At 72.7% G+C, this 19,270-nt stretch carries 16 protein-coding genes; 2 read left to right on the forward strand and 14 right to left on the reverse strand.

Translation table 11 applies throughout. From position 1 onward, the window contains the following. Positions 1–42: 42 nt before the first annotated feature. Together ACWDYF_RS33860 and ACWDYF_RS33865 are read right to left on the reverse strand one after the other, a co-directional pair. Positions 43–891, reverse strand: a complete 849-nt coding sequence (locus tag ACWDYF_RS33860; protein ID WP_389473411.1) for a maleylpyruvate isomerase family mycothiol-dependent enzyme — start codon at positions 889–891, stop codon at positions 43–45. Positions 892–1,056: 165 nt separating this feature from the next. After that, positions 1,057–1,881: an SAM-dependent methyltransferase gene (locus tag ACWDYF_RS33865; protein WP_389473409.1), complete on the reverse strand. Its 825-nt coding sequence runs from the start codon at positions 1,879–1,881 to the stop codon at positions 1,057–1,059. 119 nt (positions 1,882–2,000) lie between these two features. Here ACWDYF_RS33865 and ACWDYF_RS33870 point away from each other — a divergent pair, with 119 nt between their 5' ends. Beyond that, positions 2,001–2,444, forward strand: coding sequence for a MarR family winged helix-turn-helix transcriptional regulator (locus tag ACWDYF_RS33870; protein WP_381741952.1), 444 nt, complete (start codon positions 2,001–2,003; stop codon positions 2,442–2,444). A gap of 168 nt (positions 2,445–2,612) precedes the next feature. Continuing rightward, positions 2,613–3,959 (forward strand): ricin-type beta-trefoil lectin domain protein, encoded by a 1,347-nt coding sequence (locus tag ACWDYF_RS33875; RefSeq protein ID WP_389473407.1) that lies wholly within the window; start codon positions 2,613–2,615, stop codon positions 3,957–3,959. Between the two features lie 79 nt (positions 3,960–4,038). On the opposite strand, the gene ACWDYF_RS33880 is transcribed toward ACWDYF_RS33875, so the two are convergent. The 12 genes from ACWDYF_RS33880 to ACWDYF_RS33935 all read right to left on the reverse strand — a co-directional run bounded on the left by ACWDYF_RS33880 (position 4,039) and on the right by ACWDYF_RS33935 (position 19,121). Further along, on the reverse strand, positions 4,039–5,589 hold the full coding sequence (locus ACWDYF_RS33880; RefSeq protein WP_381742355.1) for an MDR family MFS transporter: 1,551 nt from the start codon (positions 5,587–5,589) through the stop codon (positions 4,039–4,041). A gap of 65 nt (positions 5,590–5,654) precedes the next feature. Then, complete coding sequence (locus tag ACWDYF_RS33885) at positions 5,655–6,182, reverse strand: MarR family winged helix-turn-helix transcriptional regulator (RefSeq protein WP_381741948.1); 528 nt, start codon at positions 6,180–6,182, stop codon at positions 5,655–5,657. Between the two features lie 150 nt (positions 6,183–6,332). Further along, entirely contained in the window at positions 6,333–7,112 is a 780-nt protein-coding gene (locus ACWDYF_RS33890) for an SDR family NAD(P)-dependent oxidoreductase (protein ID WP_381741946.1), read from the reverse strand. Further along, positions 7,105–7,764, reverse strand: a complete 660-nt coding sequence (locus ACWDYF_RS33895) for a TetR/AcrR family transcriptional regulator (RefSeq protein ID WP_381741945.1) — start codon at positions 7,762–7,764, stop codon at positions 7,105–7,107. The genes ACWDYF_RS33890 and ACWDYF_RS33895 overlap by 8 nt, the downstream gene beginning before the upstream one ends. A gap of 41 nt (positions 7,765–7,805) precedes the next feature. Further along, complete coding sequence (locus tag ACWDYF_RS33900; RefSeq protein ID WP_381741943.1) at positions 7,806–8,534, reverse strand: alpha/beta hydrolase; 729 nt, start codon at positions 8,532–8,534, stop codon at positions 7,806–7,808. A 223-nt stretch (positions 8,535–8,757) separates the two neighbouring features. Then, positions 8,758–10,002 carry an SGNH/GDSL hydrolase family protein gene (locus tag ACWDYF_RS33905; protein ID WP_389473403.1) on the reverse strand — a complete coding sequence of 415 codons (1,245 nt, stop codon included), beginning with the start codon at positions 10,000–10,002 and terminating at the stop codon, positions 8,758–8,760. Further along, positions 9,999–12,428 carry a glycosyl hydrolase family 95 catalytic domain-containing protein gene (locus tag ACWDYF_RS33910; RefSeq protein WP_389473401.1) on the reverse strand — a complete coding sequence of 810 codons (2,430 nt, stop codon included), beginning with the start codon at positions 12,426–12,428 and terminating at the stop codon, positions 9,999–10,001. The genes ACWDYF_RS33905 and ACWDYF_RS33910 overlap by 4 nt, the downstream gene beginning before the upstream one ends. Positions 12,429–12,548: 120 nt before the next feature. After that, positions 12,549–14,408, reverse strand: a complete 1,860-nt coding sequence (locus ACWDYF_RS33915; RefSeq protein ID WP_389473399.1) for an alpha-galactosidase D — start codon at positions 14,406–14,408, stop codon at positions 12,549–12,551. Positions 14,409–14,482: 74 nt separating this feature from the next. Continuing rightward, entirely contained in the window at positions 14,483–15,415 is a 933-nt protein-coding gene (locus ACWDYF_RS33920) for a carbohydrate ABC transporter permease (RefSeq protein WP_389473397.1), read from the reverse strand. Further along, positions 15,412–16,383: a carbohydrate ABC transporter permease gene (locus tag ACWDYF_RS33925; RefSeq protein WP_381741936.1), complete on the reverse strand. Its 972-nt coding sequence runs from the start codon at positions 16,381–16,383 to the stop codon at positions 15,412–15,414. The genes ACWDYF_RS33920 and ACWDYF_RS33925 overlap by 4 nt, the downstream gene beginning before the upstream one ends. 22 nt (positions 16,384–16,405) lie before the next feature. Next, positions 16,406–17,719, reverse strand: coding sequence for an ABC transporter substrate-binding protein (locus tag ACWDYF_RS33930; RefSeq protein ID WP_389473394.1), 1,314 nt, complete (start codon positions 17,717–17,719; stop codon positions 16,406–16,408). A gap of 151 nt (positions 17,720–17,870) precedes the next feature. After that, the gene (locus ACWDYF_RS33935; protein ID WP_389473392.1) at positions 17,871–19,121 is read right to left on the reverse strand and encodes an ROK family protein; all 1,251 of its coding nucleotides are present in this window, start codon (positions 19,119–19,121) and stop codon (positions 17,871–17,873) included. Positions 19,122–19,270 lie beyond the last annotated feature (149 nt).

A 19,270-nucleotide genomic window follows, 5' to 3' on the forward strand; every position in this document is an offset into this window, starting at 1 on the left:
CCCGGCCCCGGCCCCGGCCCCCGGGGCACCGCTCGCCGGGTGTCAGGTGGCCACGGCGCGCAGGCGCGCGAGCTTCTCCACGGCGGCGGGGTCGGAGCCGGTGAGCACGGCGGCGACCTCGGGACCGCGCCCGGCGAGGCTGTCCAGCACCTCTTCGCAGACACCGGACAGATCGCTCGGCCCGGACGTGGACCAGCCGGTCACCCGGATCGCCCCGTCCTGCTGCGCCACGCTGTAGCGGGCGTCCGGGCCGCCCTTCAGCTCCAGTGACGTGACCACGTGCTCGCCCGACCAGGCCGAGGGCGCCGCGGCGGCCATCAGCCCGTAGCGGGCGACCACGCGCAGCTCGCTCTCGGGGCATGCGGGTGAGACGCCGCGCGGCAGCAGGATGTCCCGCTCGTGCATCCAGGCGTCCCACAGGATGTGCACCGCCGCCACGGACCAGTGCAGGCGTCGGCGCAGCGGCCCCGGGACCGTCTCCTGCGAGCCGGCCTCCGCCTTCTGGCGCAGCAGCGTGTCCTCCAGCTCCACGACGCGGGCGAGGGCGCGGACGGTGTCCTCGGGGGACTCCGCCGAGGAGAACTCCAGCCACTGCGCCGGTGTCCGCGCCGGATGGAAGCGGAACCGTTCGGAGACCAGGAAGTCCGGTCGCGGGCCGCCGAGCTGGTGGACACCCATGGCGGCGACGTCGCGCACATGGCGCACCACGTCGTGCACGTTCCATCCCGCGCACCGGGTGTCCGCGTGCCAGGTGTCGGCGGGGAGGTCCGACACCTGGGCGAGGAAGCGTCCGCGCTGGGAGCGGATCGCCTCGACGGCCTCGGCCGCCCCGCCGTCGAATCCCTGCTTCTCGTCGAGCACCTGGTACGCCGCACGGCTCGGGCGCGTCATCGTTCCCCTCCTCGGGCAGCTCCGGAAGTGTGCCGGAGCGGCTGTTCGTCCGCTGTGGGAGTGTGTCCGCCTGCCCGGCGCAGACACACTACACGGCACATGTCTCGCCACCCGGGTGGGCCTCAGGTGTGCGCGGGAGGGGCCGTACGGGCGGGTGGCGGGGAGTCAGCCGGTACGTTCCGCGGTGAGGAAGCCGGAGGCGGAGGCGGCCGCCGGGCCGGACGGCCTGCCGTATCCGGCGGACACGGCGGCCAGGTCGCTGATACCGACCGACCAGCCGTCGCGGGCGAGCCAGCGATCGGTCCCGGGGCCGAGGCCGCCCTTCCACAGGTCGGTCATGGGGGTCAGTGTGTCCTCCCGGGGTGTGGTGGTGACATCCCGGCCCTGTTCCAGCAGGAGCAGGCTGCCGGGGGCGGAGAGGCTGCCCACGGCCGACAGCAGGTGTGCGGCCTCCCGCGCGGTGAGGTAGACGAGCAGTCCCTCGGCCAGCCAGGCGGTGGGCCGTTCCGGGTCGAGACCGGCCCGGACCAGTCCCCCGGCCCAGTCGTCGCGCACCAGGTCCGCCGCGACGGTGGCGCGTTCGCAGCGGGGGACGGCGCCCTGCTCGTCCAGCACCCGCTGTTTGAACGCCAGCACGGGTGCGAGGTCGACCTCGAAGAGGCGGGTGCCCGGCGGCCACGGGAGCCGGTGGGCGCGGGTGTCCAGGCCCGCGCCGAGCACGACGACCTGGGTGCGCCCGGCCCGGCCGCCCGTGGCCTCGACGAGCCGGTCGTCGTAGAAGCGGGTCCGGATCACGCCCTGGAGGACCAGCCTTCGGGCGAAGTCCCCGGCCGGGCCGGACGTCGGCAGCGGCATGCCGGACGCCCGCACGAAGGCCATGGCGTACGGGTCCTGGAAGAGCGGGTCGGGGCGGCTGCTCTCGTAGGCGCGGACCAGGGCGACGGACAGGGCCGTGCGGGAGACCGGGCTGAGCGGTTCTGGAGTGGTCATGGCGCCAAAGTAGATCGGCGCAGATGCATCTGTAAAGATGTATCGGCGAAGATGCATCACTGGCGATGTATCGATCGTGATGCATCACCGGCGATGGGGATTCGCTATATGGTGTCGGCATGGATGGCGTCCAACTCCTGAGACTCGGCAAACGCCTCACCGACCTCGGGCGGGACGTGGTGGCCGATCCCTCCGGCGGCACCCTCACCCCGGGCGAACTGGCGGTGATCGGGGACGTGTTCAAGCACCCGGGCGCCTCGGTCCAGGACATCCGCGCCCGTACGGGCTTCGCGCAGAGCCATGTCTCCACCTCCGTCCAGCGGCTGCGCGACCGCGGGATCCTGCTGGCCGCGCCGGACCCCGCCGACGGGCGCCGCACCCTGCTCACCCTGGCCGACCAGGTGCGCCGCGTCGTGCACCAGCGGGCCGCCATGCCCGCTGAACAGGTCCTCTCCGCCGCCCTGTCCGACCCCGGACAGACGGCGCGGGCCGTCGCGCTGATCGGGGAACTCGCCCGGCTGCTGGGCATTCCGCCCACGGAGCCACCGGCCGCCGAAAGGTGAGAACCGGCTGAACTTTGCGGGGGGCCGCCTCCGTTACCAGTGTGCGGGGTCTGTGTCCGGCCGCCCGCGGCCCCATCGGGCCACGGGGGCGCGTACCCCCGCTCCCGGTCCGGCGACCCGCGCGGTGCCGGACCGGCGCATGCCGCAGCGCCCTCCGAAAGGAACTCCATGAAGTCCCCGCACCCGCCGCCGGACCGCGAGGTCCCCCGGGAGGTTCCCGTGGCCGCGCCACCCGGCGAACCGGCACCGGATGCCCTGTCGAGCCGGACGGAGGTCCTGCCCATCAGGTCCCGCACGGACCGGCGGACGGGCGCCGACGGCCCGGTCACGGGCGGCGGCCTGCCGAAACGCCGCAGGGGCGCGCCGGACGACAGGTTCGGGAGCGGACCCGCGGGCGGTGGCAACGAAAGCGGCGACCATCGCAACAACAGCGACAACGGCGACAACAGCGACAACAGTGCCGACAGCAGCAATAGCGCCGACGACTCCGGGCGGGCGGGCGCAGGCCCGGCCCGTGAGCGGGGCACCCTGCCCCGGCTGACGCAGTTCTCGTCCCTGGGCCGGGTGCGCGGCTCCGCCGCCCGGGGCACCGCGGCCTTCGACCGCCTCGGGGCCCCCGAACCCGCCGGACACGACGGGGGCGAAGCGCCGGGCGGGCGCCGCGGCGGGGCGGACCCAGCCGGACCGTCCGGTCCGGCACCGGGCGGCTTCGGCCCGCGTACGCCGCCGCGCGGCAAGCGCCGGGGCCTCCTGATCGCCGCCGCGGCAGTCGCTGTGGCCCTGATCGCGGGCACCGCCGTCACGCTGGCCAGGGGCGGCGGCGACTCCCCCGAGCGCGGCTCGACGGGCGGGGCCTACGGCGCACACCGCCCGGACGTCGAGGATCTGCTGCCGGATCTGCCCGGGAGCTCCTCCCCGTCCGCGTCCTTCGGCGGACCGTCGAAGGGCACGGCGTCCGCCTCCCCCTCGGACGGGAAGCCCCGCCCCACGTCGAGCGGCAGCGCGACGGCGAAGGACGGCGGTTCCGCACCGGACGCCTCCGGCGCGGCGACCGCTCCCGCCGCCTCCGGTGACCCCGGGGCCGGCCCCGGGGCCGGGGGATCCGGCCCCGGCCCGGACGCCGGGGCGGGGGCCGTGCGCCTCCGCAGTCACTCGGCGAGCGGCCGCTGCATCAGCGTCGCGGGCGGCCAGGGCAAGGACGGTGCCCCGCTGGACATCCGGGACTGCTCGGGCGCGGCCGCGCAGCAGTGGACGTTCGCCCCGGACGGAACCGTACGGTCGATGGGCCTGTGCATGGACGCCGCCGGGGCCCGGACGTCGGACGGCACGACGGTCCAGCTCGCGAACTGCAACGGCAACCCGGCCCAGCGGTTCGCGCTCAACTCGCACCACGACCTGGTCAGCGGCCTGGCCGACAAGTGCGTGGACATCCGGGACAACCGGACCGCCAACGGCAGCAGGCTCCAGCTGTGGACCTGCGCAGGCACCCCCAACCAGAAGTGGTCCAGCGCCTGACGCGGTACGCGGCCGGGGGCCGGGCGGTTGCCCGGCCCCCGGTGCCGTTCCGCGCTCCCGCGCGGTGGCTCCAGCGGGACTACTGCCCGCTCTCCCCGGTTCCTTCGGCCTGGGCCGCCTGGGCGAGGCCGCTGGAGGCGCGCAGCGGGACCTCCTTGATGAACAGGGTCACCAGGAACGCGAGCAGGGCGACCGGCGCGATGTAGAGGAAGATGTCGCCGATGCCGTGGCCGTAGGCGCTCTCCAGCCAGGTGCGGACCGGGACCGGCAGCATGTGCAGGTCCGGCAGACTGCCGCCGCCGGACGCCTGGGCGGCGGCCGCCCGGTCCTGCGGGCCGAGGGCGCCGATGGTCTCGCGGGCGTAGTGGCCGATCCGGGTCGTCATCACCGAGCCGAGCACGGAGACACCCACCGCACCGCCGAGGGAGCGGAAGAAGGTCACCACGGAGGACGCGGCGCCCAGGTCGCCGGGGTCCACCTGGTTCTGGGTGCACAGCACCAGGTTCTGGAGGGTCATGCCGACGCCGAGGCCCATCAGGGCCATGCAGAGGGCGATCTCCCAGTACGGGGTGTCGTGGCGGAGCATGCCCAGCAGGGCGACGCCCGCGGTGAGCAGCACACCGCCGGACAGCAGCCAGCCCTTCCACTTGCCGGTGGTGGTGATGACGCGTCCGGAGACCGTGGAGGAGATGAACAGGCCGCCGATGAACGGGATCGTCATGACGCCCGAGCGGGTCGGGGAGTCGCCGCGGGCCAGCTGGAAGTACTGGCTGAAGAAGACGGTGCCCGCGAAGAGCGCGATGCCGACCAGCAGCGAGGCGAGCGAGGCGAGGGTGATGGTGCGGTTGCGGAACAGGCGCAGCGGGATGATGGGTTCGGCGGCCCTGGTCTCGACGAACAGGAAGACGAGCGTCAGCAGCGCGGAGGCGCCGACCAGTGTGTACGTCTGCCAGGACAGCCAGGCGTACTTGTCGTCGGCGAAGGTGACCCAGATCAGCAGCAGACAGACGGCGGCGGTGACGAAGAACGCCCCGGCCCAGTCGACCTTGACCCGGCGCTTGACCAGCGGCAGGTTCAGCGTGCGCTGGAGCACGAACAGGGCCACGAGGGCGAACGGGATGCCGATGAAGAGGCACCAGCGCCAGCCGAGCCAGCTGGTGTCGGTGATGACACCGCCGAGCAGCGGGCCGCCGACGGTGGCGACGGCGAAGGTGGCGCCCAGATAGCCGGAGTACCGGCCGCGTTCGCGCGGGGAGATCATCGCGGCCAGCACGACCTGCGAGAGCGCGGAGAGGCCGCCGCCGCCCAGGCCCTGGATGACGCGGGCGGTGATCAGGGTGGCGGGGTCCTGCGCCAGACCGGCCACCAGGGAACCGGCGACGTAGATGACGAGCGCGGCCTGGACGAGGATCTTCTTGCTGAACAGGTCCGCGAGCTTGCCCCACAGCGGGGTCGACGCCGTGACCGCGAGGAGCGAGGCGGTGACCACCCAGGTGTAGGCGCTCTGTCCGCCGCCGAGGTCGCTGATGATCCGCGGCAGGGCGTTGGTGACGACGGTCGAGGAGAGGATGGCGGCGAACAGTCCGAGCAGCAGCCCGGACAGGGCCTCCATGATCTGCCGGTGGGTCATTCCCCCGGCGGCGGGGTCCTCGCCGGGGCCTGGATGCGCCCGTACACCGTCCGGTGTGGTCGTGGTCATGGTCTTCCTTCGTCTGTGCGTCGGTCTGAGGCGTACGGGTGGCTGGGCGAGGGCGTACGGTGCGCCGTCACGGCGGTGAGCCCGGCCGGTTCGCATCCGGTGCTGTCGAAGCTGGACCGGAGCCGCGCCATGAGCCCGATGAGCCGGCCGACCTCGTCGTCGGTCCAGTCGCTCAGCCGGTCGGCCAGCAGCCGGGTGGTCCGTTCGGACAGCTCGTCGAGCTGGTCGCGGCCCTCGGGGGTCAGGCGCAGGATGCGTGAGCGGCGGTCCGCCGGGTCCGGGGACCGGTCGATCCAGCCCTGTGCGGCCATGTGCGCGACCTGGCGGCTGATGACGGACATGTCCACCGCCAGCAGCTCGGCGAGCTTGCCCATACGTATGTCGCCGTACCGGCTCAGCAGGGCCAGTACGGCGGCGGACGCGTGAGAGCAGCCGTCCGGCAGGATGCGGCCCAACTCGCGCTTGACCAGGCCGAAGGCACTGAACTGGCGTACCAGTTCCTCGTACTGAGCCCGTTCGGCCACATCCGCCTCCCATGTCATTGCTTGAAGCAACTATATTTGCTTGGTTGCCACAGGCAAATAGATATGTGTGTTTGAGTGGCAAAGATTCGACAAAGACATGTTTCTTCTCTGCCGCTGCACACATATCTCACCCGCCGACGTACCGGTCCGTCACCGCTGCACGGCGATCCACCCTCCGTCGACGCTGAGGATCTGCCCGGTGACGAAGGAGCTGGCCGGTGAGGCGAAGAAGAGCACCGCCTCGGCGATGTCCTCCGGCCGTCCCATCCGGCCCAGCGCGTACTGCGCGGTCAGCGCCCGCTCCAGATCGGGGTCGGCGAAGACGGCGGCGGACATGTCGGTGTCCGTCACCGCGGGGCGTACGGCGTTGACGCGGACGCCCCGCTCGCCCCACTCGGCGGCCAGGGAGCGGGTGGCCCCGTCGACGGCGCCCTTGGTCGCCGCGTACAGGCTCTGGTTCGGGATGCTGCGCACGCTGCCGACGTCGGAGGAGATGTTGACGATGCTGCCGCCGCCGCGGGCGGCCATGTGCGCGGCGGCGAGGCCGCCCAGCAGCAGCGGGGTGCGCGCGTTGAGCCCCCAGAGCTGGTCCGCCTCGGCGGGGGTGAGTTCATGACTGGCGGTGAAGTTCTCCGCCGCGGCGTTGTTGACGAGGACGTCCACCCGGCCGAAGCGGGCAAGGACCGCCTCCAGTACCTGGGCCGGTGCCTCGGGCAGACTCAGGTCCGCCACCACGACCGCACTCTCCGCGGGGAGTTCACGGGCGGTGCGGGCCAGGGTCTCCTCGGTGCGGCCGACCAGGGCGAGCCGGGCGCCGGCACGGGCCAGCAGGACCGCGACGGCGGCGCCGATGCCCCGGCCGCCGCCGGTCACGACCGCCACCTTGCCCTCCAGCGGGCGGGTGGGCAGGCCCTCGGGCTGTTCACTCATGGGGTATGTCGTCCTTCTGTGTCGGCAGTGGCGGGCGCCGGTAGGCGCCGTACCACCAGATCTGTCCCAGTTCGTGCGCGAACGCGGCGTCACCGCTGCCGTCGTCCACGCGGATGTGATGGGCGATCGCCTGCGCGCCGCCCCACACGATGACCCGGCTCGCCGCCCCGGGATCGAGGCCGGGCGTGGTCGCCCGTCCCCGCTGCTGCTCGACGAGCGTGGTGTGCACGGCCTGTTCGAACTCCTCCAGGTCCGCGGTGTAGAAGTCGCCGACGGTCGCGTCGTACGCCGCCAGTTCCCGCAGCGCGGCGAGAACGGCGCCGTGGTCCCGGTGGATGGCGATGACCTGGCGGAAGAAACGTGTGAACCGCTCCGCGCCGTCCTCGCCCGCGGCCGGGTCCCAGTCCCGGGCCAGCCCCAGCAGCCGCTCGCGCAGCCCGTCGGTCAGGGCGACCAGCAGATCCGCCTTGTCGCCGAAGTAGTTGTAGAAGGTGGCGCGTGCGACGCCCGCCTCCTCGATGATCTCCCGGACGCTGATCTCGGTGAAGACCCGTCCGGACCGCAGGAGCCGCTCCAGGGCCCGGGTGAGCTGCTCGACGGCCGTGGACCGGCCGGCGGCCCCGGTCCTGCTCGGCCGGGTGATGGATGCCATGGCCGTGTCTCTCTTCCCGCGTGCCTCTCCTCCCGTGCGGCTCAGCGGGCCGTGGCCTGCTCGCCGATCTCCATGAGTTCCCGGGCGAACTCCTCGGGGTGCGAGTAGAAGGGCGCGTGGTGCCCGGGGACCCGGCGGACGAAGTCGGCGCGGGCCGCCATCCGCTCCGCGACCGTCCCGGTGAGGGACACGTCGTCGTCGGGGACGACGTAGGTGGTGGGGACGGTGTGCCAGCCGGCCCGGGTGACCGTCTCGTAGTCGGCGCGCACGGTCTGCGGCACCAGGCGGGCCACCGCCTCCTTGGTCTCCGGGCTGTCCGGGTCGCCGTCGTAGAAGGCGGCGGGCAGGTTGAGGTCCGGGTTCTCCGGGGGCCGCAGGCCCGCCAGGGAGTCGGGCACCGGCACACCGTGGGTCTGGAACATGCCCTCGCCCGCCTCCAGCAGATAGGCCGCCACGTACACGGCGTGCACCACGCCGGACGCGTCGGCCAGGGCCTCGGTGAGCGGGACGCCGCCGTAGGAGTGGGCCACCGCGACCACCGGTCCGGGGATCTCGGCGAGGGCGGCGCGGATCACCTCGGCGTCGTCGTACATGCCCGGCAGCGGCTCGGCCGCCTCGCTCTCCCGCACCGCGCTGCGCAGGGTCACCGTGCGGCTCTGCCATCCGTGGGCGTCGAGGACCGCGCGGAGCCGGTCGTAGACCCAGGGACCGTGGTGGCCGCCGGGGACGAGAAGGAACGTGGGACGGGACTGCTCGGCTGTCTCCGGCAAGGGAACTCCTGGAATCGGGTACGCACACGGGCCGGCACACCTGCCGGGCGCGGGATCGGCGCTCTCGGCGCCCTGTGGACATCCGGCCCGCTCGAAGGGGGCCGACCGCGCCAGCATACATGTTGTCTGGACACCTTGTTCAGACACATCTGCGCACTCTGACACACATATCGCTATGTGTGTCAGAGTGCACAGAAGAGGGCGGCGGTGCCGGGGCCGTCCGTCAGCCGGTGGTGTGCGGGCCGCCCGCACAGTCCAGGGCGGTGAGGTCCACCGCGTCGGCCATCGCCTGCATGCCCTTGTCGTCGGGGTGCAGATGGTCGCCGCCGTCCAGGGCGGGCAGGATGCGCTCGGGGTCGTAGGGGCTGCGCAGGATCCGGTCGAAGTCGGTGACCGCGTCGAACGCCCCGCCGGTGCGCACGAAGGTGTTGACCTCCTGGCGCACGGACTCGGCGGCGGCGTCCCACTCGCCCCAGCCCTTGAACGGCCCCACGGTGGCTCCGACCACGCACAGGCCGGCGGCGTGCGCCCGCGCGACGACCTCGCGGTACCCGGCGATCAGGTCGGCGGCCGTGACCCCGGTGTGCGCCTTGAGGTCGTTGACGCCCTCGAAGAGGAACACGGTGCGCACACCCGGCTGGGACAGCACGTCCCGGTCCAGGCGGTGCAGGGCGCTCTGCCCGGCGCCGTCGGCGAGCACCTTGTTGCCGGAGATCCCCTCGTTCGCCACGCCCTGGACGCCGGTGCCGGCCTGCCGCAGACGGCGTGCCAGGTAGTCGGGCCAGCGCCGGTCGAGGTCGGCGCTGGAGTGCCAGCCGTCGGTGATGGAGTCGCCGAGCGCGACCACGGCCCCGGTGCGCGGGGCGGCGGTGCGCACGGAGACGGCGTCCAGGTAGAACCAGGAACCGGTGGTGGCCGTCCAGTGGTCCGCGCCCTCCTCGGCGGTGTGGTCGCCCTGGGTGGTGTACGAGGTCTGGAGGGCCATGCCGTGGCCGGTCGCCGGGCCCGCGGCGTCCGGGCTGTGCAGGCTGACGACCAGGTCGGTGGCGGCGGGCAGCGGGCCGGGCAGCGGATCGCTGAGCACGGTGTGCCCTGCGGGTACGGTGACGGCGGCGGCGCCGCCGAAGGTCAGCCGCCGGTTGCTGCCGGGGCGCAGCGCGGCGCCCGACTCCCGGATCCCGGCGTAGACGCTGTCGAGGGTCAGCGGGCGGTCGCCGAAGGCGTTGCTCAGCCGGACCCGCGCGGCGCTCCCGGCGACGCTGGTGTGCACGACCAGCCGGTAGGCGCGGTCGGGGACACCGGTTCCGGCCCGGTCGGCGCTCGCCGCCCAGGTGACCACCTGGTGCGGCCGGGCGCTGCCGGAGGCCGCCCGCGCGGGGGCGGGGGCGGCGGTGTGCACGGCGGTGGCGGCCAGGAACACGGCGGCCAGGGCGGCGACACGGGTGGGCCGGTTCCGCGTCTTCCTCATCGGTGGAATCCCTTCAGCGTGACGGACGTCCCCGGTGCGAGGGAGACCGTGCGGGAGGTGTCGCCGTGGGTCACCGTAGTGGTGCGGCCGCCGGTGCTGTGGATCCTGGCCGCCACCGGCGTGCCGTCGCGCCAGCTCAGGTCGACGGTGAACCCGCCGCGCACCGGCACACCGGTGACCGAGCCCGACCCGGCCCAGGCGGCGGGCAGCGCGGGCAGCAGCTCGATGTGGCCGGGGCGCGCGTACAGCAGCATCTCGACGACCGCCGCCGGGGTGCCGAAGTTGGCGTCGATCTGGAAGATGCCCCGGCCGGGTCCGGTCTCGTAGATGTCGAAGAGGTTGAAGGCCGTGCCGTTGCCGCCGTCGGTGGAGGGGCGCAGGTTGCCGACGACGAGCCGGTACGCCTGCTCGGCGTTCTTCAGGCGGGCCCAGCACAGCGCGCGCCAGGCGTTGGCCCAGCCGAAGCTCTCCGTGCCGCGCGCGGTGAGCAGGGCGGTGGCTCCGGCGACGATGTCCTCCGGGGTGGAGGTGTCGGGGCGGATCCGGTCGCCGGGGAAGAGGCCGACCAGCGGGGAGAGATGGCGGTGGGTGGTCTCGCCGAGGTTGTCCGGCGACATCCACTCCTCCAGCCAGCCTGTCCTCGGACTCACCCGGGGCAGGTACAGCCGCTCGCGCAGCGCGCCGATCCGCTCCGCGTGGGCGGTGTCCTTCTTCAGCTCCTGGCAGCATGCCTGGTAGTTGCCGAACAGCGCCCACACCAGTTCCTGGGCGTAGGTGATGCCCTTGGCGTCCAGCGGTCCGTGTTCGGGCGACCAGTCGCTGTCGGCGATCAGCACCTCGCCGGGGGTGCCGGGCACGGTGGTGGCGACCAGCCGGGCCTCCCAGAATGCACAGGCGCCCTTGAGCAGCGGGTGGATCTTCTCCAGGTGGGCGCGGGAGAGGGTGTACTCGTAGTGCTCGAAGAGGGTGATGCACAGCCAGGCGTTGCCCGCCGGGTGCCACCACCAGCCGCCTCCGCCATGGGGGTTGGTGGAGATGGCGACGGTCCAGCCGGCGGTGCGGCCGCTGCTGTTGCGGTAGCGGTTGCGCGGGTCGCCGAAGAGCCGCCCGGTGGTGTCGGTCCAGGCCGGGAGCTGGGCGAGGCAGTAGTCGGTGAGGGCGTCGAAGCACGGGGACAGCGCGGTCCGGTCGGCCATCCAGTAGTTCATCTGGACGTTGATGTCGGTGTGGTAGTCGCCCATCCAGTCCGGGTCGTTGCCGTCCAGCCAGAGGCCCTGGAGGCCCAGCGGGAGGCTGCCGCGCGATCCGGAGATCATCAGGTGGCGGCCGAACTGCACGTAGGCGGCCTCCAGTTCGGGGTCGGGTACGCCGCTCTCGGCGCGGTACCGGACGCGCTCCCAGGTGTCCAGGGCGCGCTGCTGCGGGGTCGAGGTGCCCAGGTCGAGGGCGAAGGTGCCGTACAGGGCGCGGTGGTCGGCGACGTGGGTGCGGCGCAGGGCGGCGACCGGGTGGCCGGCCGCCGCGCGGGCCTTGGTCCGGGCGAGGTGTTCGGGGTCGAGGGCGGGATCGCGGTAGCCGGTGCGGGCGTCGGGGGCGTAGTTCGTGCCGCCGCTGAGCACGACGGTGAGTTCCGGGCAGCCGTCGAAGTCGATCCGGGTGTCCCGCACGCGCACCCGGCCGCCGCCGTCCGCGTGGACGGTGACGGCGGCGCCGTAGCGCAGTCCGCCCGGCAGGGCGCCGCCGAAGGAGGGCGCCGGGGCCTCGCCGTGGGTGCCCTCCAGGGTGACGGTGCCGGTGTGGCGTCCGCCGCCGCTCTGGGTGAGGTGTACGACGATGACGTCGTCGGGGCGGCTGGCGAAGATCTCCCGGCGGTGGACGACGTTCCCGCGGGTGTAGGTGGTGGTGAGGACGCCCTGTGCCAGGTCGAGGGTGCGGCGGTAGCCGTGGACGGCGGACAGGTCGTGGCCGGGGAGGTCGACGGTGAGACGGGCCAGCAGGGTGAGGGAGCCGAAGTCGTCGCGGCCGTACGGGAACTGGCCGTCGGCGTCGAGGGTGTCGTTGCGGCCGCCGGTCCACATCGTGGCGTCGGTGACGAGGAGGAGTTCGCGGCCGGGGTCGTTGCTCGCGAGGGCGCCGAGCCGCCCGTTGCCGACGGGCAGGCCCTGGCTGATCATCGAGTGTTCACCGGCGGGCGCCTGCCACCACAGGGTGTGGCGGGGGTCGGCGGGTGTGTCCTCGGTGGCGGGCGGGCGCCGGGGGGCGGCCGAGGCGGTGAAGGCGGGCAGCGCGCCGAGGGCGCCGGTGAGGGATGCGGTGGCGGCCAGGGAGAGGAGTGTTCTTCTGCCGGGCCCGCCGGGTGCGGGTGAACTGCCCTGCGATGAGGGGGCGTCGGCGGCCTCGGACGACTCGGGGCGGTCTGCGGTCATGGCGGCTCCTGGGTTCGGGGACGGCCCGGCCGGCACTGGGGACGGGTGCCGGCCGGGCCTTGCGGGGTTCAGGAACGTGCTCGCGGTGCGGTGGGTCTTCTTCAGAGGGTGCGGGCCGGGTCAGGACGGGCGCGGTACGTCGACGCGGTCGATGTCGGGCGCGTAGTCGGAACCGCTGTCGAAGGTGAGCGTATTGCCGCCCGCCTTGAGGACGACCGGGACGGTGACCGTGCCGGGGGTGCCCCAGTCGCCGGTGGAGGGGAACCGGTGCCGGACCGCGCCGCCGCCGTTGGCCGAGACCTGGACGGAGCGGGCGTCGCCGCTGACGTAGGCCACCTTCACCTGGTAGGTGCCCGGCCGGTCCACGACGACGTCGTTCACGGTGAGCCTGCCGCCCAGGTAGAGGTTGCCGACCTTCTTGCCGCCGGAGCAGGCGGCGCAGTCGGCGACGGAGGCGCTGCCGGACAGGGTGTTGGCGCTCGCCTCGGCCTCGTGGGCGGTGGAGGTGACGGCGGTGGTGCCGCGCGGGGTGAGGGTGAACAGCCGGGAGCCGTGCGCGGGCAGGGCCTCGGTGATCTTGTCACGGTGGGTGCCGAGGTCCTGGTGGTTCCACAGGTCGCGGACGGCGGCCCGGCCGGTGAAGCCGAGGGCGGCGAAGTCGGCGGTGACGGCGGCGGGGGCGTCGGCGAGGTTGAACAGGGCGACGGTGTAGGTGCCGTCGGGGTTCTCGGCCGCCCACACCTGCTGCGGGTCCAGGGCGGTCACGGGGTGCGCGGGCGGGCCGTCACCCTGGTCGACGGCGATGACCTCGCGGTTGGTGAGCAGCGAGAGGCCGTAGGAGTCGAGGCGGGTGAGGTCGTCGCCGGTGTAGAGCGGGGACTTGGCGACGGCCCACAGGGTGGCGTAGGTCTGCCGCTCGGCGTCGGTCAGGCCGTCCATAGGGCCGTTGCCGACGTCGAGGGAGTCGAGGTCGCTCCAGCCGCCGGGGCCCGCGTGGCGGGTCCAGGCGGGCGCGTCGTCGAAGCGGTCGTCGACGGAGTTCTCCCAGCTGACCAGGGTGTTGCAGTAGCACTCGACGTCGGTGTCGATGCGCCAGCCGTCCGTGTACTTCTTCCAGTCGGCGGCGTGGCCGATGTCCAGGGACCAGGACACCTCCAGGTGCACCGGGCGTCCGGTGGCGGCGAGCGCCCGGTGCCAGGCGGCCACGTCGGCAACGTTGTCGTACTGGTCGCCGCCCTTGCCCGAGCCGGGTCCGACGCCGTCCAGCTTGAGGAAGTCGTAGCCCCAGTCGGCGAGCAGCCGGGCCTGGGAGTCGATGTACTTCTGCGCGCAGGGGCGGGAGAGGTCGAGCTTGTACGCGCTGTCCCAGCCGTTGGTGGTGCGCAGGTCGGCGTAGACGATGTCGGCGGTGGTGCAGCCGTCGGCGTGCCAGACGGGTGCCCGGCCGCCGTCGTACGCCTCCTTCTCCAGGCCGACGGGCAGATAGATGCCCGCCTTGAGGCCCTTGGCGTGGACGGCGTCGGCGACGGCCTTCATGCCGTGCGGGAAGCGGACCGGGTCGGCCTGCTGGCGTGCGTACCGGTCGAACCCGGGCTTCCAGGCGTTGTCGCGCCACCAGCCCGCGTCGATGTTCACGTACGTGTAGCCGTACTTCTTGAGCTTGGCGGCGAGGGCGTTCGTCTGCTTGAGGACGTTGGCCTCGGTGAGATAGCTGTAGTCGCCGTCCGGGTTGAGGCCGGGGTACTTCGAGGACTGCATGCTCCAACTGGACCAGCCCATGAAGGGCTTGGCGGCGAGGGCGGGGGCCGTTGCGGCTGCGGCTGCGACTGCGGTGTGGTGCGCGGGGGCGGCCGGTTGGGCCGGTGCGGAGTGCGCGCGGGCCGCCGTCTGGGTGGTCGTCGCGAGGCCCGCGGCGAGGGCCAGGACGACCACGGCTCTCAGGCCGCGCGCGGGCAGGGCGGAGTACGAGGGTGACCGCATGGGTCGTGCCTCCTGGAGTGCGGTGGGGTGGGCCGGAGCGGCTCGGGGGCTTTCCTGGGCGTTCCGGGGGCGGTTCAGCCCTTGCCCGAGCCGATGGTGAGTCCGCTGACGAACTGGCGCTGGAGCGCGAAGTACACCAGCAGTGTGGGGACGGCGGTCATCAGCGCGCCCGCCGCGATCAGGTTGGGGTTGGTGAAGTACTGGCCCTGGAGATTGGCCAGCGCGGAGGTGACGGGGCGCTTGTCGCCGGTCTCGATGAGGGTGAGCGGCCAGAAGAAGTCGTTGTAGATCCAGATGGATTCGAGCGTGGCCAGCGCGGCGAACGCGGGGCGGCACAGCGGCAGGATGATCTGGAGGAACTGCCGCCACACGGGCGCGCCGTCGACGAGGGCGGCCTCGGAGATCTCCTTGGGGATCGTCTTCATGTAGTTGCTGAGGACGAAGGTGCAGAAGCCGCACTGGTAGGCGATGTGGATGACGATGAGGCCCCAGGCGGAGTTGTACAGCAGCAGCGAGTCGCTCATCCAGGCGGGCAGCGGGACCTGGAGGTAGAGCCGGTACAGCGGGGTGATGAGCACCTGGGCGGGCAGCAGGTTGCCCGCGGTGAACAGCATCAGCAGGGCCAGGTTGAGCCGGAAGTCGAAGCGGGTGACGAAGAAGGCGACGGCGGCGGAGAAGAGCAGGGTGCCCAGGACGGCGGGGACGGTGATGAGCACGGAGTTGAGGAAGAAGTGCGGCATGCCGGACCGGGTCCAGGCATCGGTGAAGTTGCCCGGTCCGAAGCTGTGCGGCAGCGAGAAGTAGCCGTGGCGCGCGGTGTCGTCGTAGGAGCGCAGCGAGGTGTAGACGGCCCACAGCAGCGGGACGAGCCACAGCACGGAGACGGTGCCGAGCAGCAGGTGGCGGCCGGTGTGCCGGGGCGGGCGGCGGGCGCCGCGGGCCGGGGCGGGCCGCCGGGCGGCGCGGACGCGGGTGCGGGTGTCCGGGCGGGACGCGGTCGTCGTCATGTGTCCTCCTTGCGGAAGGTCTGCACGAGGAACGCGCCGATCGCGGCCAGGGAGACCAGCAGCAGTACGACGGCGAGCGCGGAGCCGTAGCCGATGTGGCCGGACTCGCCGATGATGTTGTCGGTGATGAGCAGGGACAGCAGTTCCATGCCGGGTTTGCTGCCGGTGCCGCCGCCGAGCACGTAGACGATGTCGAAGGCGCGCAGCGACTCCATGGCGGTGACGACGACGATGATGACGTTGACCGGCTTGAGCGCGGGCAGCACGATGCGGAAGAAGGTCTGCCGGCCGTTCGCCCCGTCGAGGGCGGCGGCCTCCTTGAGGGCCGGGTCGAAGCTCTTCAGACCGGCCAGGTAGAGGATCATGATGTAGCCGGTGTGCCGCCAGCCGGAGGCGACCAGGACGGCCCACAGGTTGAGGGAGGGGTCGCCGAGCCAGTCGATGTGGTGGGCCGGACCGGCCGCGCTCAGCAGGCTGTTGAGCAGTCCGGTGTCCGGGTTGTAGATGATCTCCCAGATGAAGCCGACGACGGCCAGCGAGAGCACCATCGGCAGGAAGACCGCGGTCTGGTAGAAGCGGGTGAACCGGATCTTCTGGTCGAGCTGGTAGGCGAGGAAGACCCCGAAGGGGGTGGGCAGCAGGGCCGTGAAGAGCAGCCAGAGCACGTTGTGCCGGACGGCGGGCCAGAACGGCGGGTAGTTGGTGAGGATCTGGGTGTAGTTGTCGAGGCCGGTCCAGTGGATACCGGACAGGTCCAGGCCGTCCCAGGTGGTGAAGGACAGGGCGACCGAGGCGAGCGCGGGCAGCCAGACGAGGACCAGCAGGGCGGCCAGCGGCAGCCCGATGACGGCGGCCAGGAAGAGGCGGTCGCCGCGGCCGAGCCGGGAGGCCGGGGCGGTGCGGGTCCGGCCGGTGGCCGGGGTCTTCGGCGCGAGAGGCGAGCGGGAGGCGCGGGAGGCGAGGGACACGGCGGGAGCCTTTCCGTCCCGGTCAGGCCGCGAAGAAGCGGGAGCGCTGGGACTCGATCCGCTTCAGCGTGCCGGAGCCGTCGTCGGGGTGGCCGAGCCAGGCGGTCAGGCCGGGCAGCAGGACGGTGGAGACGAAGCCGGGGTCGCTGTCGCGGTCGGCGAACTGGCTGATGTGCTTGGCCGAGGCGATCAGTTCGGCGGACTTCTTCTGGAGCGCGTTGTACGCGCTGGTGTCGGCCTGCTCGTGGACGGCGAGGTTGCTCGGGTCGACGCCCATGTAGGTGTGTTCGGCCCGCGCGCCGCCCAGGAACTCCAGGAACTTCCGCGCGCCGTCGGCGTTCTTCGGCTTGCGGCTGAGCATGAAGCCGTCGGTGGGCGCCTCCACGGTGTCCTGGCCGTGGGCCGGGTCGACCTCGGGGAACGGGAAGAAGTCGAGGTCCGAGCGGAGGGACTCGTCGGTGATCTGCTGGCCGACGAAGAGCCCGATGACCGCCATGCCGGACTTCTTGTCGAACAGCGACTGCGCGGCGTCCTGCCAGGACCGGCCGCCACCGCTCGCCTGGTGATACGGCGTCAGTTCGCGCCACAGGTCCAGGACGCGGGCGGCGCGCGGGTCGGTCCAGGACACCTGGCCGCGCAGCAGGGAGGTGTGGAACTCGTAGCCGTTGGCGCGCAGGTTCAGATAGTCGAAGGCACCGAGGACCGACCAGCTGTCGCCGCCGCCGTAGCCGGCGGCCACGGGCGCCAGGCCGTCCTTCTTCATCCGCTTCGCCAGTGCGATGAACTCGTCCCACTTCCTGGGGACCTGGTAGCCGCGCTCCGCGAAGAGGCTCTTGCGGTAGAACACGGCCCACGGGTAGTTGTACAGCGGCACGAAGTAGTACGTGCCGTCCGCGCCGCGCGCCAGTTGCCGGGTCGCCTCGCTGAAGCCGCCGCCTATCCGCTTCCACACGTCGTCGAGGGGGCTGCACAGGCCCTTCTCGGCGAAGTACTCCATGCGGTACCCGGCGAACCAGGTGAACACGTCGTCCGGGGTGCCCTGGAGGTAGCTGGTGATGGACTTCTGGAACGTGTCGTGGTCGACGGTGTTCGTCCTCACCTTCAGCCCCGAGTCCGCGGTGAACGCCTTGGTGAGGGCGGCGTAGGCGGACTTCGGGGTGGCGTCGGCGCCGTTGGAGCCGAAGGTGACCGTCTTCGGGTCGGCGCCCGCTCCCCCGCCGCAGGCGGTGAGGACGGGGGCGGCCAGGGCGGTGGCGCCCAGACCGAACAGTCCGCCGACGAGGGTGCGCCGACCCGGGCCGGGCGCAGCCAGGGGTGTGCGGCTCTGCTGCGTCATGGTTGCTCCTCATACGTGCGTGTGGGACCGATCGGTCAAGTGTGAGGGGGGCGAGAGCGCGGTGGGTGTTCCGGACGATCAGTAGGTGTGCTGGGCGATCAGCGGGTGTGCCGGGTGATCAGTGGGTGAGGGCCAGTGGGTGTGCTGGGGATCAGTGGGTGTGCTGGGCGGTGAAGGACTGGATGGCGGTGGCCGCCGCGCCGCGGGCCCACTCCTCGAAGGACAGCGGACGGGTCTGTACGTCGCACCGGGCGGCGGAGCCGAAGGCCGCCTCGGTGAACGCCTCGCGGATCTGCTCGGCGAACAGGTCGTAGGCGGCCAGCCCCTCACCGGAGATGATCACCCGCTCGGGGCCGAGCAGATTGGCCACGGTGGCGATGCCCCGGCCGATGGCGGCACCGGCGCGCGCGTAGGCGTCCCGGGCCCCGGCGTCGCCCCGGTGGGCCAGGGCCGCGGCCGCGGCGGCGTCGGCGACCTCCGCTCCGGTGGTCTCCCGGATCCGGCGCACGATGGCGTCGTCCCCGGCGATGGCCTCCACGCAGCCGCGGTTGCCGCAGCGGCACAGCGGTCCCGCCGGATCCACGGTGACATGCCCGATCTCACCGGCCACACCGTGCGCCCCGGCGACCACCCGGCCGTGCACGACCAGCCCGCAGCCGATGCCCGCGCCGACCGTCACCACGGCGAAGTCGGAGAGCCCGACACCCGCGCCGAACCACTGCTCGGCGACGGTGAGGGCGCGCACGTCGTTGTCGACGGTCACCGGCAACCCCGTGGTCATCCCGGCGAGTTCGGCGAGCGGCACCTCCCGCCAGTCCAGGAACGGCGAGTACCGTACGACGCCCTCGGCCCGGTCCACGTCACCGGAGACGGCGATGCCGAGCCCCATGACGCGCACCCCGAACCCGTCGGCCTCGGTGAGGAGTTCACCGACCAGCGCGGCCGCGGAGGCCAGGACCGCCTTGGGCGCCCGGTCGGCGAGGGGCAGATGCCGGGCGAGCAGGACGCGGCAGCACAGGTCGGTCAGCACGCCGATGATCTCGTCGCCGGTGACCTTGACCCCGATGAACAGGGCGCGTCCGCCGTCCACCCGGACCAGGTTCGCGGGCCGGCCCAGCGCGGGGCGGGCCTCCTCGTCCGCGTCCTCCACCAGGTAGCCCGCCTCGATCAGGGGCCGTACCGCCTTGGTGACGGCCGCGGCGGACAGCCCGGCCCGCCGACCGGCCTCGGCGCGGGTGAGCGGCCCCTGCGACAGCAGCGTGGTGAAGATCTGCGCGGCGGCGGGGGTGCCCGCCGGGAACGTCCCGGCGGGCGGCGCGGCGGCGGGCCGGGGGGCGGGCGAGGAAGGCGGGACGGGCGAGAGGCGTGGAAGCGGCGGGAGGGGCGGGAGCGGCGAGGGCATGGCCGGGAACCTAGGTCTCTTATTTTCCGCTGTCAATGAAAGAAGCAGGAATGCTCCGAAGACTGCCCAGGAGCGGTGATCGTCTTTCAATGGCAGGCGATATCGGGGGTGTTGACATGTGACCGAAGGTGGCGCTTGGCTCTTGCGCA

This window comes from Streptomyces sp. NPDC003284, assembly GCF_053589675.1.

Coding starts and splice junctions, on each gene's coding strand:
- ACWDYF_RS33895 (WP_381741945.1), bottom strand. CDS start 7,764: ATGGCATCCATCACCCGGCCGAGCAGGACCGGGGCCGCCGGCCGGTCC.
- ACWDYF_RS33870 (WP_381741952.1), top strand. CDS start 2,001: ATGGATGGCGTCCAACTCCTGAGACTCGGCAAACGCCTCACCGACCTC.
- ACWDYF_RS33905 (WP_389473403.1), bottom strand. CDS start 10,002: ATGAGGAAGACGCGGAACCGGCCCACCCGTGTCGCCGCCCTGGCCGCC.
- ACWDYF_RS33865 (WP_389473409.1), bottom strand. CDS start 1,881: ATGACCACTCCAGAACCGCTCAGCCCGGTCTCCCGCACGGCCCTGTCC.
- ACWDYF_RS33910 (WP_389473401.1), bottom strand. CDS start 12,428: ATGACCGCAGACCGCCCCGAGTCGTCCGAGGCCGCCGACGCCCCCTCA.
- ACWDYF_RS33915 (WP_389473399.1), bottom strand. CDS start 14,408: ATGCGGTCACCCTCGTACTCCGCCCTGCCCGCGCGCGGCCTGAGAGCC.
- ACWDYF_RS33930 (WP_389473394.1), bottom strand. CDS start 17,719: ATGACGCAGCAGAGCCGCACACCCCTGGCTGCGCCCGGCCCGGGTCGG.
- ACWDYF_RS33860 (WP_389473411.1), bottom strand. CDS start 891: ATGACGCGCCCGAGCCGTGCGGCGTACCAGGTGCTCGACGAGAAGCAG.
- ACWDYF_RS33920 (WP_389473397.1), bottom strand. CDS start 15,415: ATGACGACGACCGCGTCCCGCCCGGACACCCGCACCCGCGTCCGCGCC.
- ACWDYF_RS33880 (WP_381742355.1), bottom strand. CDS start 5,589: ATGACCCACCGGCAGATCATGGAGGCCCTGTCCGGGCTGCTGCTCGGA.
- ACWDYF_RS33890 (WP_381741946.1), bottom strand. CDS start 7,112: ATGAGTGAACAGCCCGAGGGCCTGCCCACCCGCCCGCTGGAGGGCAAG.
- ACWDYF_RS33935 (WP_389473392.1), bottom strand. CDS start 19,121: ATGCCCTCGCCGCTCCCGCCCCTCCCGCCGCTTCCACGCCTCTCGCCC.
- ACWDYF_RS33875 (WP_389473407.1), top strand. CDS start 2,613: ATGAAGTCCCCGCACCCGCCGCCGGACCGCGAGGTCCCCCGGGAGGTT.